General features: G+C 62.8%; 14 protein-coding genes. 5 read left to right on the forward strand and 9 right to left on the reverse strand.

Annotated elements, in window-relative coordinates:
- The first annotated feature begins 89 nt into the window (after positions 1-89).
- Positions 90-1,061 (forward strand): cyclase family protein, encoded by a 972-nt coding sequence (locus BJD99_RS12990; protein ID WP_084347274.1) that lies wholly within the window; start codon positions 90-92, stop codon positions 1,059-1,061.
- A gap of 11 nt (positions 1,062-1,072) precedes the next feature.
- Positions 1,073-2,728, forward strand: a complete 1,656-nt coding sequence (locus tag BJD99_RS12995; protein WP_084347275.1) for a class I adenylate-forming enzyme family protein — start codon at positions 1,073-1,075, stop codon at positions 2,726-2,728.
- Between the two features lie 10 nt (positions 2,729-2,738).
- Here the strand turns inward: BJD99_RS12995 and BJD99_RS13000 are convergent, their stop codons facing one another.
- The 7 genes from BJD99_RS13000 to BJD99_RS13030 form a co-directional block, all read right to left on the reverse strand.
- Positions 2,739-3,488 carry an energy-coupling factor ABC transporter ATP-binding protein gene (locus BJD99_RS13000; protein ID WP_084347276.1) on the reverse strand — a complete coding sequence of 250 codons (750 nt, stop codon included), beginning with the start codon at positions 3,486-3,488 and terminating at the stop codon, positions 2,739-2,741.
- On the reverse strand, positions 3,473-4,240 hold the full coding sequence (gene cbiQ / locus BJD99_RS13005; RefSeq protein WP_084347277.1) for a cobalt ECF transporter T component CbiQ: 768 nt from the start codon (positions 4,238-4,240) through the stop codon (positions 3,473-3,475). The genes BJD99_RS13000 and cbiQ overlap by 16 nt, the downstream gene beginning before the upstream one ends.
- A 6-nt stretch (positions 4,241-4,246) precedes the next feature.
- Entirely contained in the window at positions 4,247-4,585 is a 339-nt protein-coding gene (locus BJD99_RS13010; RefSeq protein ID WP_084347278.1) for a PDGLE domain-containing protein, read from the reverse strand.
- The gene (locus tag BJD99_RS13015; RefSeq protein ID WP_179142334.1) at positions 4,582-5,250 is read right to left on the reverse strand and encodes an energy-coupling factor ABC transporter permease; all 669 of its coding nucleotides are present in this window, start codon (positions 5,248-5,250) and stop codon (positions 4,582-4,584) included. Before BJD99_RS13015 ends, BJD99_RS13010 begins: the two co-directional genes overlap by 4 nt.
- Before the next feature lie 146 nt (positions 5,251-5,396).
- Positions 5,397-7,094, reverse strand: a complete 1,698-nt coding sequence (locus tag BJD99_RS13020) for a SulP family inorganic anion transporter (protein WP_084347279.1) — start codon at positions 7,092-7,094, stop codon at positions 5,397-5,399.
- Positions 7,095-7,159: 65 nt separating this feature from the next.
- The gene (locus tag BJD99_RS13025; protein ID WP_179142325.1) at positions 7,160-8,710 is read right to left on the reverse strand and encodes an ABC-F family ATP-binding cassette domain-containing protein; all 1,551 of its coding nucleotides are present in this window, start codon (positions 8,708-8,710) and stop codon (positions 7,160-7,162) included.
- A gap of 131 nt (positions 8,711-8,841) precedes the next feature.
- Positions 8,842-9,384 carry a hypothetical protein gene (locus tag BJD99_RS13030; protein ID WP_084347280.1) on the reverse strand — a complete coding sequence of 181 codons (543 nt, stop codon included), beginning with the start codon at positions 9,382-9,384 and terminating at the stop codon, positions 8,842-8,844.
- Between the two features lie 86 nt (positions 9,385-9,470).
- On the opposite strand from BJD99_RS13030, the gene BJD99_RS13035 reads away from it, so the two are divergent.
- The 3 genes from BJD99_RS13035 to BJD99_RS13045 all read left to right on the forward strand — a co-directional run bounded on the left by BJD99_RS13035 (position 9,471) and on the right by BJD99_RS13045 (position 13,763).
- Entirely contained in the window at positions 9,471-11,282 is a 1,812-nt protein-coding gene (locus BJD99_RS13035; protein ID WP_084347281.1) for a penicillin-binding transpeptidase domain-containing protein, read from the forward strand.
- 96 nt (positions 11,283-11,378) lie between these two features.
- A complete protein-coding gene (locus tag BJD99_RS13040) occupies positions 11,379-13,025 on the forward strand; it encodes an NTF2-like N-terminal transpeptidase domain-containing protein (protein WP_143542151.1) in 1,647 nt (548 codons plus the stop codon).
- A 6-nt stretch (positions 13,026-13,031) separates the two neighbouring features.
- On the forward strand, positions 13,032-13,763 hold the full coding sequence (locus tag BJD99_RS13045; RefSeq protein WP_084347282.1) for a sulfite exporter TauE/SafE family protein: 732 nt from the start codon (positions 13,032-13,034) through the stop codon (positions 13,761-13,763).
- 12 nt (positions 13,764-13,775) lie between these two features.
- On the opposite strand, the gene BJD99_RS13050 is transcribed toward BJD99_RS13045, so the two are convergent.
- Entirely contained in the window at positions 13,776-15,224 is a 1,449-nt protein-coding gene (locus tag BJD99_RS13050; RefSeq protein WP_084347283.1) for a peptide MFS transporter, read from the reverse strand.
- A 45-nt stretch (positions 15,225-15,269) separates the two neighbouring features.
- A complete protein-coding gene (locus BJD99_RS13055; RefSeq protein ID WP_084347467.1) occupies positions 15,270-15,632 on the reverse strand; it encodes a DUF3054 domain-containing protein in 363 nt (120 codons plus the stop codon).
- Positions 15,633-15,739: the final 107 nt, after the last annotated feature.

Genomic DNA, 15,739 nt, shown 5'->3' on the forward strand with positions numbered 1-15,739 from the left:
AAAGCCTAACGTGAGTTAGATCATAATCTAAACACCAACCGAGCGATCGCTCGAATGATCTGGGTCGTTTGTGAACCTGAGGAGATCGAATGTCTGAAGCCGCCCCCGAGATGCACGAACTACTCGGTGACAACGCCCCTAGTAACTGGGGAAAATGGGGCTCCGATGACGAATTGGGCACCTTGAACTACCTCGACACGAGCGAGGTGTTGCGCGGCGTGCAGCACATCAAGTCAGGTGAGACGTTCACACTGCAGATTCAGATGGGACGCACGGAAAGCCCCGGCGATCCTCTCTGGCCGGCGCGAGAGGGCATACAGCGACAGAACGTGCTCGACGAAAGCTCCTGGGATGGAGATGGTGCGCCGGCATTTCCTGGTGGCTTGCACTACGCCGATGACACCGCTCTGATGTTCTTGCAAGGTTCCACGCAGTACGACGCTCTGGGGCACGTCTGGTACGACGGCAAGTTGTGGAACGGTTACGACGCGCGAACAACCGTCGGGAAGATGGAAAAGGCGTCGGTGCTCCCCATAGCGGAAAAGGGTGTCGTTGGCCGAGGTGTCCTCATCGACATGGCGCGGCACCGCGGCAAGGACTCTTTGGACAAGAAAGAAACGTTCGATCACAACGATCTGGAAGCTGCTGCACAGGCTCAAGGCGTAACCATCGAGCCCCATGACATCCTGCTCATTCGGACCGGCTGGATGAACTACTGGTATGAGCTGAACAACCCGAAAGAATTTTATGACGAGTTCTGCGAACCGGGATTGACGTACTCGCGCGAGCTGGTGGAATGGTTCCAGAACCGCGAGATTGCGAACCTCGTCACCGACACCATTGCCAACGAAGTAACAAACGACCCCGAGTCCGGTGTCGCGCTGCCGCTTCATTGCGCGCTGATGCGCAACCTGGGGGTCGTCTTTACCGAAATGGCCTGGCTCGATGATCTGGCCGATGCCTGTTCCGCCGATGGCAGGTGGAGCTTTCTCTACACGGCCGCCCCGCTCAAAGTAGTCAATGGGACCGGCGCCCCGGTCAATCCAATCGTAATTCGTTGAAAGATTCCAGCATGAGCGTGTATGACGACAAGATTTGGTTGAGTCGATACGGGCCAGGGCAGCCCGCCCAGATCGAGGTGGAGTTCGACAACGCGCTGGACATGTTCAAAGCGGCAGTCGAGCGAAATCCGGACGGCGACATCATCCGTTACTTCGACGGCCGGGTCACGCTACGCGAGCTCGATGAGCTGTCCGATGCCTTTGCGCTGGGAATTGCCGAAGCCGGATTCGTACCCGGTGAGAGACTGGCTATCTACGCCCAGAATATCCCGCAGTTCGTCATCGCCCAAATCGGCACGTGGAAGGCCGGCGGAATCGCTGTCTCGATCAATCCGATGAACCGGCAACGAGAGTTGAAACAACTGCTGATCGACTGCGGTGCAACGGTACTCGTCGCGCTGGAGACTCTTTACCGCGATATCGCAGCGGAGGTCCTACCTGAAACCCAGGTGCGGACAGTGATCACGACTTCGGAGCTGGAGTACCAGAGCGGCGGTCACCCTGGATTCCTCGCCGAGGTGGAGCGAATCGAGAGTCCTGACACCGTCGATATGACCGAACTCATACAGAGATTTCATGGAAAAGTCTGTCCCACCGTGGTTTTGGCTCCTGGTGACGTGGCGTTTCTGACCTACACGTCGGGAACCACCGGCCCGCCCAAGGGGGCTATGACCACTCACCGCAACGTGGTGTTCAATGCTCAGACGTACCGAGACTGGATCGGTATCGGCTCCGATGACGTCATTCTCGGCATAGCACCTCTCTTTCACGTCACCGGTTTGATCGGACACATTGCGATCTCGCTGCTCGTCGGGGCACCGCTGGTGCTGATGTACAGACTCGACCCGGTAGAGACGATCAAGACGATCGAAGCCGAAAAACCCACGTTCACCGTGGGGTCGATCACGGTATTCATTGCTTTGATGAACGCTCCCAACGCGGAGAAAGATGCGCTCGCAAGTTTGACGAAGATCTACTCCGGCGGTGCTCCGATTCCACCGAGCACGATTGCCGCATTCCAGAAGTCCTTCGGACACTACATACACAACATCTATGGACTCACCGAGACCACATCGCCGTCGCACGCGGTCCCACTAGGGGCTGTTGCGCCCGCCGATCCCGCGACTGGGGCAACGTCTATCGGGGTACCGGTCTACAACACCGTGGTGCGCATCGTCGACGACCAAGGCAAGGATCTAGCGCCTGGCGAGATCGGCGAGCTCGTCATTGCAGGGCCGCAGGTAGTTGCCGGGTATTGGAACAAGCCCGAGGCGACGGAAGAAGCTCTGCCCGGTGGTGCTCTACATACCGGGGACGTCGGCTATATGGACGAACAAGGCTGGTTCTACATAGTCGATCGGAAGAAGGACCAGATCAATGCCGGTGGCTACAAAGTGTGGCCACGAGAGGTCGAGGACGTGCTCTACGAGCATCACGCGGTCCGCGAAGCTGCCGTGGTCGGTGTTCCCGATGAGTACCGCGGTGAAACCGTGAAGGCTTTCGTAAGCTTGCGCCCCGGACAGACCGCTACACCCGAGGAGCTCATTGCGTTCACAAAAGAACGGATCGCGGCCTACAAGTATCCGCGTTATGTAACCATCGTCGAAGACATTCCCAAGACGGTCACCGGTAAGTTGCTACGCCGAGAGCTACGCGAACTGAACTGACATCGAAGTATCAACTTCGTTCGGGGGAAAGGCAGAACCCCCACGGTAGTTCGAGACGGTGCCGGGCGAGGAGCTCGGTGTCACCGAGAATGTCCGCGATCGGTCCGTCCGCGACGAGTGCGCCGTCGTCGAGAATGACGGCCCGCGTGCACAACTGAGCGGCATACGGCAGATCGTGCGTGACCAGCAGCATCGTGGTGTCGAGATCCATCAACGTCTCGGCGAGTTCGCGACGCGCGACCGGATCGAGATTGGCGGACGGCTCGTCGAGGACGAGGATGTCCGGTTCGCAGGCGAGGACCGTGGCGAGGGCAACGCGTCGACGCTGGCCACCCGAAAGGTGTGTGGAGTTGCGGTCGGCATGATCGGCCATGCCGACGACCTTCAGGGCTGCGGCGACGCGAGCGACGAGCGTGGGTCCGGTGACACCGAAGTTGGCGGGGCCGAATGCGACGTCCTGTGCGACTGTGGGCATGAACAGTTGGTCGTCGGGATCCTGGAAGACGATCCCGACGAGTCTTCTGATTTCACGTACTGTCTTGCTGCTCAGACGGATTCCACTGACGTCCACGGTTCCCTGGTCTGCGGTGAGGACGCCGTTGAGCTGAAGCATCAGCGTCGTCTTTCCTGCTCCGTTGGGACCGAGGATGGCGACGCGTTCGCCGTGTGCGATCTCGAGGTTCAGTGCGGTCAATGCGGCCGTGCCGTCGGGATAGGCGAAGGACACATCGTGAAGTTTCAGGCTCATCGGACCAGCCATGCTGCCAATGAAATTCCGAGGGCAACGACCGCCGGCATAGTGCCCAGGATCCAGTCACGCCGGACTGCGGCGACGGAGACCCCTGCGATCCCGTCCATTGCGGGTATTGCGCCGTCGAACCCGCGGGAGGCCATGGCCAGATGTACGCGCTCACCGCGTTCGTAGGACCGGAGAAACAATCCACCGACGCCACGGGCCGTAGCCGCGATCTGATGGAAGGCCCGCGGGTCATCGCCTCTGGCCGAGCGCGCGATCCGCATCCGATCTGCCTCGGCGGCAAGCAGTTCCACGTAGCGGAGCATCAGTACCACGATGGTCGCGATGAAGGACGGTACGCGAAGCCTCGTGAGACCGACGGGTAGTTCGCGAGGATCGGTGGTGGCGGCCAGTGTCAGGGAGACTGCAACGCCGAGAGTGCCTTTGACGATGATGCCCCATGCAGCCCATAGTCCTGATGTCGACAGTTCCATGCCGAGAACAGCAATTCTGTCCCCGCCCTCCGCGAACGGCAGCAACACCGCGAGTACGACGAAAGGTAACTCGATGAGCATCCGAGGGGCGATCCACGTCAACGGGATGGAAGCTGTGCGCCACAGGCAGAGAAGGCCGATCGCGTACAGAGCGTAGGGCCACAACATTTCTCGCGGAGTCGCGACTACTGCCAGGACGGTGGCGACGGCACAGACGATCTTGACCTCGACGGGCACCTCGTGCAGCGGTGAACGTATCTCGCGATACAGCGCGATGCCCATGCCTGTTCAGTCCGCTCGACTGTGCCGCGACCGTGCGATCAGCCAGAACAGTCCTCCGGCAGCCGCGAATGTGGCTATGACCCCGATGATGCCAGCGACACCGGTGAGCGAATCACGGCCGCCGATGGTGTAGTCCGCCAAGGGTGTACCGGTCATTCCATGGTCGGTCGCAGACTGAGCTATGCACGATCCGGTCAGCGCCTCACCGGCGTCGGTTTCGACCACCTGGCAGCCCTGCAGAGTCGTCGAGTCCAGACCGTCGGGGTGTGAACTGGCGAAGTAGGAGACGATTCCGGCGATCAGCAGAGCCGCCACCGCGAAGCCGACGTAGAACCTGCGCGTCATACCGCTACCTGCTTGCGAGTACGCAGGAGGTGCACCAGGTCTGGTCGCACACGCGCCACCGCGACAACCGTCAGTGCGGTGATGATTCCTTCACCGATGCCGATGAGAGTGTGGGTGCCGAGCATGTACGCCGCGACGGTCCCGACCGAGGTCGAGGAGGCGCCGCCGAGCGAGTATTCGACGATGAACCCGGCCGACGCGGCGACCGTGCCGCACAGGGCAGCCACGAATGCGATGGTGCCGAGCCCGGCCAGGTTCTCCCGCCGAAGGATGACGCGTCGCAGTCCGACGGCAACGCCGTATCCGACGGCAACACCGATCAGTGCCATGTTGGTGATATTTGCTCCCAAGGCGCTCAATCCGCCGTCGGCGAAGAGCAGCGCTTGAACGACGAGCACTATCGACACGCAGAGTGCGCCGGTGAACGGTCCGACCAGGATGGCAGCGAGCGCGCCTCCGAGCAGGTGTCCGCTGACGCCGGGGAGGATCGGGAAGTTGACCATCTGGACGGCGAAGATGAACGCGGCGACCAGCCCGGCCATGGGCACGGTGCGCTCGTCGAGTTCCGAACGTGCCTTCCACGCACACACTCCGACACCCACGAGGGCGATGAGTCCGAACAAGAGCGAGGTCGGGAGATCGATGATGCCGTCGCTCATGTGCATGGCGACGTTCTGGTTCATATCGGTGTTGCTCCCCTCGGGAGCCGGAACGGTCACCAGCGAACACTAACCCCAAATTTCATCATCTGCTCAATTGTTCAGATGACTTTTCGAAGCACCACCAGAGACGGCGTCTTCGTTCGGGCCGATCACGGTTTCTCCACGCGCCGCTGGAAGTCCTCCACGGCTGCTTCGACTGTGGGATAGAAACGCGAGGTGTCGAATCTGCCGCCCACCCCGAAACGGATGAGTCGATCCTTGATCGGGCCCTTCATCTCGGCAAATATCAACCGAATCCCGCGGCTCGCCAAATTCTGATCGAGGTCGACGAGTTCGTCGACGGCGGTGGTATCTAGTCCGGTGATGGGCTCGGCGGCGATGACTACCCACTCGACCGGGGACGGCGCATCCGCCACCACCGAACGTACGTACTGATCGAAGATCTCACCGTTCGCGAAGAAGAGCGGCGCGTCGAAGCGAACCATGGCCAGCCCTGGGATGCGCTGCCCGTCCGGATGCCGCTCGATGTCGTGGAAGCCGGGGCGGTCGGACGTGCGGACGAGCTCGGTGCGGTACGGCTGCCATGCCCGTACGACCACCGCGAGGAACGAAAGACCTATCGCGACGAGGATGCCCTGCAGCACGCCGACTAGGGCGACCCCGAGGAAGGTGGCTGCGGCGAGACCGAATTCGACACGGCTCATATGCCACATGCGGACCATGCCGCGCACGTCGATCAGCGCCCCGGCCGCGATGATCACCACCGCCCCGAGAGTCGCATCGGGCAGATACGCGGTGACGCCGGGTGCAACGAGGACGAAGAGCAGGACGGCCAGCGCTCCCACCACGCCCGCCAGTTGGGTGCGGGCACCGCTCTGTTCGGCCACCGGGGTCCGCGAGCCGCTGGCCGAGATGGGGAAACCGCCGAACAATCCACCGGCGATGTTGGCGACACCGATTGCCTTCATTTCGGTACTACCGTTCACGTCCTCACCATGCCTTGCCGCGAACGTGCGAGAGAGCACACCGGTGTCGGCGAACGCGATCAGCGCGATCGCTGCTGCTGGTCCGATCAGATGTCCTACATCTCGCCAGTCGACGCCGCCGAACGACGGCAGCGGAAGCCCGGCCGGTAATGCGCCGACCATCTCGATGTCTTCGGTGAGTCCGAGTATCGCCGACAGGACGATCGACCCGATCACGGCGACCAGAACCCCGGGGACGCGGTGGACCCATCGTTCGAAGATCGGGATGACGGCAAGCGAGGTGATTCCCACGGCGGCTGCCATGGGATCGATGTCGCCCGCCGCGACCGATTGCGCGGTCTCCTTGGCCTGGCCGAGGACGCCGGACGCATCGACGGAGAACCCGAGCAGCTTGGGTATCTGCCCGATGACGACGATGAGCGCGATCGCGTTGAGGTAGCCGAGCCTGATGGGTTTGGAGAGCAGTTCGGTCACGAACCCGAGCCGAAGGAATCCGCCGAGCACGAGGATCAGGCCGACGAGAACTCCTAGAATCCCGGCCAGCGCGAGCGCGCTCTTCGGGTCGTCGGTCACTGCCAGCGGGATTACCGCTGCCGCGATGAGGGGCGCAAGCGAAGAGTCGGGACCGAGAACGAGAATTTTCGACGGCCCCACGATGGCATAAGCGAGTAGGGGCACGATCGTGGCGTACAGCCCGGCGTAGGCGGGCAACCCGGCCGCCTGTGCGTACCCCATCCCGGCCGGGATCAGTAGGGCGGTGAGGACCAGACCGGCCGTGATGTCGCTGCGCAGCCATGCGCGCTGGTAGGTCCTGGCCGTCGCGATACCCGGCAGCCGGCCGAGACCAGCCGTCCAGGCCATGGTCCCTCCAGTCCGCGACATGGCACGAGTATCGACCCTGCAGTGGACCACCGTGGTGATGGGGTCTAGAGCTCGATCCATCGTGTCGGCGCAAGGCCACGTAGAAACGGCAGATCATGGCTGGCCACGACGAGTGCGCCCTCGTAGGTCGCCAGCGCCTCGGTGAGGTGCGCTCGGCCGGCGATATCGAGGTTGTTGGTCGGCTCGTCGAGCATGAGCAATTTCGGCGGCGGTTCGGCCAGCAGGATTCGTGCCAGCGCGGCACGTAGTCGCTCGCCGCCGGACAGGGTGGAGGTGACGGCATCCGAGTCGTGACCACGAAAGAGGAACCGGGCCAGTTGAGCGCGGATCTGTTCGTTCGACGCGTGTGGCGCGACGTCGGCGACGTTCTCGAACACTGTTCTCGATTCGTCGAAAACGTCGAGCCGTTGCGGCAGGCACTGCCACGGCACCGAGGGGCCTGCGGATTCGAGCTTTCGTAGCAGTGTCGTCTTGCCGCTGCCGTTGGGCCCGATCACCGCGATCCGATCGGGACCGACGATCTCGAGATCCTCGATGACGACTACCTGTTGCCCCGCATGAACGTTCGTCAATGGTAGATCGATTCTTATCTCGCGGTCATCACGCAGGCGGTCCTCGGTCGCGTCGAGCATGGCCTGTGCGTCGGAAACCTTGTCCTCGTGGGCTCCGCGCAGTTTTCCGGCGGAGACCTGCGCCGCGCGCTTGCGAGCACCCATGATGATCTTCGGTTCGCGTTTCTGCTCGAACATCTTCTTGCCGTAACGAACCCGCCTGTCGATCTTCGTCCTGGTCTCGATCAATTCGCGTTTCTGTTTGCGCACATCGTTCTTGGCATCGCTGAATGCCGCTGCCGCTGACTGCTGTTCGGCGTCGATCACCGACCGATAATGCGAGTAGTTGCCGCCGAACATCCGGATCGAGCGCACGCCGTTGCGCTCGGCGCGCACTTCGGCGGTGCTGTCCATGATGTCGAGAAGTTCGAGATCGTGGCTCGACACCACGAGGACCCCCGGAAACTCCAATACGGCAGAGTGCAACCGAGCACATGCGTCGATGTCGAGGTTGTTGGTCGGCTCGTCCAGCAGGAGCACCTCGGGTTCGGCGAGAAGTTCGGCAGTCAGTGCCAGCAGCATCGATTCCCCACCGGACAACGTACCGAGAGTGCGGTCGAGATCGGCTCGCGCGGAGACGATGCGGCCGAGTCCGAGCTTGTCGAGCACGGCCACGGCGCGGTCCTCGGCATCCCATCTGGACCCCACTGTCGAAAAGTCGGCTTCGGTTCCATCTCCGGACTCGATGCGCTGCAGTGCTTCTCGAAGTTCGCGAAGGCCGAGGATCTCGTCTACTCGCCGGCCTGGTATCGATGTCACGTCCTGCGGTAGGTAGCCGAGTTCTCCTTCGGTGCTGATCGACCCGCGCTGAGCCTGCAGCTCACCGGCGACGAGTCGGAGGAGGGTGGATTTTCCCGATCCGTTCGATCCGACGAGACCTGTTCTACCAGAGGGGAATACGACATCGAGGCCGTCGTAGACCTGCTCGCCGTCCGGCCAGGTGAACTCGAGATCGGAAATGCGTAGGGCGGATGAAGTAGGCATAGGTGCTCCAGAGGTGTGCGTGCGAGAGTGCAGGCGTAAGAAACCTCTAGAAGAGCAATGGCCTCTCCGAATCTGTTGGCGACAAAGGCGAAACCCAGATTAGACCGGGGTTGCCGGCCTCGCAACATTGTTTACGACGGGCCCTTCTTGCGTAGGTCGTCCACGGTGGTCATGGCCTCGCGTAGTTCCCCCAGCCACTCCTGAGTGTGTTCGCCGACGAGCTTGACAGCCCACGACAGAGCGTCCGCGCGAGAGCGGGCCACACCGGCGTCGACGAGCGTGTCGAGAACCTTGCGTTCGGGTTGGCGGAGCCTGGTCATCACCGGAACTGCGAGGTGGGTGAAGAGTACGGCCTCACCATCGACGGCGACGCCCCACGCGATCTTGCGGCCGTACCGTGCCTCCGCCTCGTCGGCGATCTTCATCCGGTCCTGCCGCGTCGTCTCGCGGAACCGAGCGATACGGCCCTCGGTGGTCGCTGCCGAAGCGTCGTCGGGTGTGGGGAGTTCACCGATGACGACGATCTCCTCGCGGTCTACCTCGACGGTTGCCGCACCGGCGAACCACTCGTCGGGCAGTCGGCCGGCGAACCACTGCGCGGCATCTCCGGCGTCGGGTGCGTCGGCTTGTTGCCACCCGCCGGGGCGGCCGAACTTATGTCCTTGGTGTCTCATGTCGGACCCTTCGTTGGTTGTGTAAGCCTAATTACATGATTACACCGTAAAACTTATATTCGCCACGTTTGAGGCATGATCGTCCCGTGCTCACTTCGAAGAGAACGGTGTCCGCCCTCGTTGCCGTCACCGCGCTGGTACTTGCCGGTTGCTCGGACGACGGTCCGCCGGAACCGAACACCACAGCCCAGCAGTTCGTCGACGCGGTCAACGGTGGAAATGCCGAGGCAGCCGCCGCGCTGACTACGGACCCGGCCGCCGCGGCCGCAGCACTGACGGGCCTGTACGACGGTCTGAGCGCCGGGGGGACGGTGACGGCGACACCCGATTTCACCGTCGGGGACACCTCCGAGGAGGGCGGGACGGTCACTCTGGATGCCACGTGGCGTTTCTCGACGACGCAGGACGGTACCGAGGAGCCGGACGGTGAACCGAAGCAGTGGCAATATGCGACAACTGCAACGGCCACCGAGACCGATCAGGGTTGGCGGATCGACTGGGACCCCGCCGTCTTGGCCCCGACCCTCGCGGCCGAGCGCACCATCCGGTTCACGCCGACCGATGCGCTCGTGAGCGCCAAGGTGTTCGATCGTGCCGGACGCGAATTGATGTCGCAGCAGGTAGTGACGCTCGTGAACGTCGACGCCACCGCCGATCCTGCGGCCGTCGCAGCGCTCGTGACACCGATCGTTCCGACGATCACTGCGCAGTCGATCACAGCCGACGTCGCGGGTGCGCAGGGTAAGACGGTGACTCTCGTGTCGTTGCGAGCGTCCGACGTCGATCCCATTGCCGCCCAACTCGCCGCAATGCCCGGTGTGACGCTTGCGCCGCAGGCCCGGCTCCTCACCACCGATAGCGCGCTCGCGTCACCAGCGCTGAACGGGGTATCGGAGCTGTGGCAGCAACAACTCGACGCCAACAAGGGCTGGTCCGTTCAGTCGGTCAAGGTCGACGGATCCGTGGAACCGCTGGCGGGAATCGACGCGCAGCCAGCACCGGACATCGCGACCACGCTGGACTCCGCCCTTCAGATCAAAGCCGAGAACGCTCTTGCGTCGTTGCCGCAGCAGGCGGCGATCGTCGCGTTGCAGCCCTCGACCGGCAACGTCCTCGCTGTCGCGCAGAACGCTGCGGCGGACGCCGAAGGCCCGATCGCGCTTACGGGTCTGTATCCGCCCGGTTCGACATTCAAGACAGTGACGACGTCGGCGGCGCTGGAAGCCGGGACAGCGACCCCCGACACGATCCTGCCGTGCCCAGGGACCGAGAACATCGAGGGCCGCCAGATTCCGAACGACGACAACTTCGATCTCGGTGACGTCCCGCTGCACACGGCATTCGCCCGATCGTGCAATACGACGATGGGCCGCCTCGGCGTCGGACTCCCCGCCGACGGATTGCAGCAGACGGCACAGCAGTACGGCCTCGGTGTCGACTATGTGACGCCGGGGCTGACCTCGGTCACCGGCAACGTTCCTCTCGCAGCTACGCCGGCGCAACGCGTCGAATCCGCCATCGGTCAGGGGCAGGTGACGGCGTCACCGTTCGGGATGGCTTTGGTCGCGTCGTCGATCGCGAGTGGTGCGTTGAAGGCTCCGACGCTTCTCGACGGACAGCCCGGTGTAGCGAATGCGACGCCGAAACCCGTGGATCCGCAGGTAGCCGAACAGGTGAAGGCGATGATGCGCGAGACCGTCACCAATGGCACGGCCACGCAGTTGCAGGACATCCCCGGCCTACTGGGTAAAACCGGAACTGCCGAGTTCGGGCCGAACAACGAGATCGCGCACGGTTGGTTCGTCGGGATCGCGGGTGATCTTGCTTTTGCGGTCTTCGTAGCGGGTGGTCAAAGTTCGGGTCCCGCGCTCGAAGCAGCGGGTAAGCTCCTCCGATAGGGCCCAGCAGGCAAATACCTGGTGTGGCCCAATCGTGACCGGAGTGTATGTCTGTCGTGCTTGTTACCCTTGTGGCTACAGTGAATATTGTGACCCATGAGTTCTGGAAGGTCACTGATGCCTCGTCGTATTCGTGTCCGATATGTGGTGGCGCTCGGCGCAATTTTGGTATTGGCCGCATCACTTGCTACGTGGACCCTCGATCGCCCCACCGGCGGGGCCGAATCCACGGTGTCCGATTTCGTCGAGGCACTCAACGACCGCGACGTCGATGCAGCCGCCAACCTGACTTCGTACCCCAACGCGGCGGCGGCATCGATCTCGCAGATGTTCGACGGCCTGTCCGCGGGCGGAAAATCATCCTCGCAGTTCGAACTCTCGCAGTTCATCGACCTCGACCAGGACTCGGGGTTCTTCACCCTCGGTTCGGCGTGGAACTTCGGTGAGGGCAAGGACTGGAAGTACTCGACGCGCGGCAGCACGAAGAGATTGAGCGTCGGCTGGCGGATCACCTGGGAACCGGAGATCCTTGCACCGGGCCTGGCCAGTGCAGTGCACTACACCCGAACGGACGCGCCGCCACCGCTGGTGTTCGACGCTGCCAAGAACGTCCTGATGAGCGAACGCACCATCAACGCCGTCTCCCTCGACCCAGCGCAGATGCCCGACCCGGCAGCGTCCGCGTCGCGACTCGCCGACGTCATCGACGTCGTGGCGCCGTTGATCACTGCAGAATCGCTGACCTCCGAGCTGAATGCCGCACCTGGTTCACCAGTCCTCGCGGTCAACCTGCGCGACGACGACTTCGCGGTTCTCGAGGACGATCTGCGTGCCATTCCTGGAGTCGTGATCTCGCAGACACCCAAACTGATCGCGGGCGATCGACGCATCACCTCCCCGTTGCTCGACTCCATTCGCGACGCCTGGCAACTTGGCCGCGACGCGACGTCCGGTTGGGCAGTGGACGTCGCCGGTGCCGACGGAATTCCGGTGCGTCAGGTCGGCTTCCAGGGTCCTGCCGGTCCGGACCTGCATGCCACGCTCGATCCCCGGATTCAGCTGGCCGCCGAGGATGCCGTGGTCAGCGTCGGGACGTCCGCGTCGATCGTGGCTATCGTGCCGTCGACCGGTGCCATCGTCGCGGCTGCTCAGAACAGTTACGCCAACGAGCAGGGGGAGATTGCGTTCTCGGGGATGTATCCGACGGGATCGGCAACGGCATTGCTCGACGCCCTGCAGTCCGGTGATAACCCAGGCACGCCGTCTGAGCTCGGCCTCGGGGTCAACTACTCGATGCCCGGACTCGACGCCTTCGCCGGTCAGCGTTCCGGACCGGGTGGGTCGATCGATCGGATCCGGTCCGTCGGAAACGAGAGCTCCACGGAGTCGATGACGCCGTTCGGCCTGGCTCAGATGGGTGCGGCGATCTCCCGTGGAGCTGCGCCCCTACCGTCGATCGTCGTCGGTCAGACCGCCGTCGCCGACCAGCCGACCGATTCGATTCCGCCCGAAGCTCTTGCCAAGCTCCGAAAGATGTTGGTGGACTCTGCTCATGCCGAAGGGCTCGACGCGTACGCGGGATTGACAGGGTTCGCGGGTAACAGTGGCGACGACCGGTGGTTCATCGCCAACCGAGGCGACCTTGCGTTTGCCGTCTACATCGAAGACGCGGACGGAACGGACCAGGCCGTGAAGATGAGTACCCGTCTGATCCGAGGCATGGACTCCGGCATCGCCGAGTAACCCCCTGTGCTCCATTTCGGTCTGCTCGTGGTGGCCGGTTACTTCGCCGGCCTCGTCGGCTTCGTGACCGGAATGGCGTCGCTGGTGTCGTATCCAGCCTTACTGGCAGCAGGGTTGCCTCCGGTGAGCGCAAACGTCACCAACACGGTGGCGATGGTCGCCGTCGGTGTCGGCGCTACGACGAATGCTTCGGCCGAGCTCGCCAAAGACGGTAAGCAGCTGGTTCGGTATGCCGTCTATTCGGCAGCCGGTGGGCTGGTCGGCGCCGTCGTTCTGCTCGTTGCGCCCGCGGGATCCTTCGAGGTGGTGGTGCCGTTCCTCGTTGCGTTCGCGGCCCTCGCGCTGCTACTGCAACCGAGGATTCGAAAGCTGTCCGGAAATCGAGAGTTTCCGACGCTGTATCCGTTCGCACTGTTCTTGGTTGCTGTCTACGGCGGGTACTTCGGGGCAGGTGCCGGGGTGATCTTCTTGGCGCTCGCCCTGATCGCCACATCCGAAACGATATGGCGCGCCAGCATTCTGAAGAGTTTCTTTCTGGGCGTCGCGAACCTCGTTGCGGCCGTGATCTTTGCGTTCTCCGGTCAAGTCGACTGGCTCGCTGCGCTGGCGCTGGCGATAGGGGCCTTCTGCGGTGGTTACTGCGGCCCGCCCGTGGTCAAGCTCATTCCCCCGACGTTCCTGCGCATCGCTGTCGGAATTCTCGGGCTCGGGCTCGCAGCATGGTTGATGTGGAAATAGCTGCAGGCGTTGCTATTTCACACCGCTCATCATTTTCTTGATCCACGGCGTCAGAGCAACCAGCGCCACGGCGACCGCGATGGATGCAGCTCCCACGCTGTAGAAGAACGGGTTCGGATTGTCCTGGTCGTAGTAGCCGGCGAGAGTGCCTGCCATGGCCGAGCCGAGAGCGACAGAGAGGAAGAACAACGCGACCATCTGCGTGTGGAAGTTCTCCGGTGCGAGTTTGGTGGACAGTGACAGGCCGACCGGGGAGAGGAACAGCTCCGCGAAGGTGAACATCAGCAAGATGCCGATCAGGGCGAGCAGTGGCATGTTGTCGCCTGCGAGGGCAGGCACGAATGCGAGGAAAGCAACGCCCATGATGCCCACGCCTGCAGCGAACTTCAGGGGCGTCGAGGGCTGACGGTTACCGAGTTTGGTCCACATTGCGGCGAAAATGCCCGCAAAGATGATGATGAACACCGGGTTGATGGACTGCACCCACGACGGCGGGAACTCCCAGCCGAAGAGGTTACGGTCCAGTTCGGTGTCGGCGATGAGCGGCACTGTGGTGAATTGCTGCTGGAACAGCGACCAGAACGCCGCACTGGCGATGAACATCGGAATGAACGAGATGACCCGACGACGTTCGATCGAGGTGATCTTTTTGCTGGACAGGATGATCGCGAAGTATCCGATAGCCGCGACGACCGTGACTCCGACGACGACGTTGGACAGGTTCGATGCTCTGATCGCCCCGAACACCGAGAGCAGGGCGATGACGGCGACTGCTGCCGCAATGATCGCGACCCACTTGGTTCGCTCGGTCGAGGGGAGCGGATTGGGGGCGACAGCGCCGATGCCGTGCAAATGCTTCCGGCCGAGCGTGTACTGGATGAGGCCGAGCCCCATACCGACAGCCGCGAGCGCGAAGCCTGCATGGAATCCGATCTTGTCCCAGGCCAAGCCGGTAAGCAGCGGGCCGATGAACGCGCCGATGTTGATGCCCATGTAGAAGAGTGAGAAGCCGGCGTCCCGTCGAGGATCCTTCTCCTCGTACAGGTCTCCCACCAAAGATGTCGCGTTCGCTTTGAGGCCGCCGCTTCCGAACGCGACGAGGATCAATCCGACACCGACCCCCAGGAACCCGGGTAGCGCTGCTAGTGCGATGTGGCCGAACATGATGAGGATGGCGCTGTAGAACAGGGTGCGTTCGGAACCGAGAAGTCGATCGGCGATCCACGCGCCGAGAATCGTCGACAGGTACACGGTGCCGCCGTATGCGCCGACGATCGAGGTCGCCGAGCTCTCGGGGATACCGAGTCCGCCGTCGGACACCGAGTAGTAGAGGTAGTAGATGAGGATGCCTTGCATCCCGTAGAACGAGAAGCGCTCCCACATCTCGACACCGAACAGGTTCGCCAGTGCGAATGGCTGCCCGAAGAATCCGGTGTCCTGCTTGTCCGTCACATCGGCCATTACAGAACTGTCCCACGTGCGGCGGCCCCGATGGGGCCGATGGGGTCAGTTTTTCCGGGCGGATACAACTCTTGCGAGGGCGCGCCAGCCTAGAAGGAACAGCGCCAGCACGGTCGTGGCGACGACGACGAAGCTGAAGGCAGTGCCCTGCCCGCTGATCGCCCGAAGCACCATGCCGATGGCGACGGTGGACACCCACACGATGATGCCGGTCGGGAGAAGAAGGAACGCGTCGAACTTGTCACGGTAGAGCGCCCAGCTGGCGGCCCAGCCGACGACGGCGCCGATCAGGAACGGCCAGGCGGTCGTCGCCAATCCGGCAAGTGCACCCGTCTCGTCGTGGCTGCGTCGACCGATGGCGCAGAAGATCAGGACCAACACGAGATCTATGACTGCGGGAATGTACAGCGGCGCGAAACGGCCCGGTACGGCGGCGATGATCGGGTTGCGCTTGCTCACCGGTCCCACAATAGAGAACGGGCCCGCGGACTGTATGTCCGCGGGCCCGTTCTGGT

This window comes from Rhodococcus sp. 1163 (genome assembly GCF_002091985.1).
Lineage (GTDB): Bacteria > Actinomycetota > Actinomycetes > Mycobacteriales > Mycobacteriaceae > Rhodococcoides.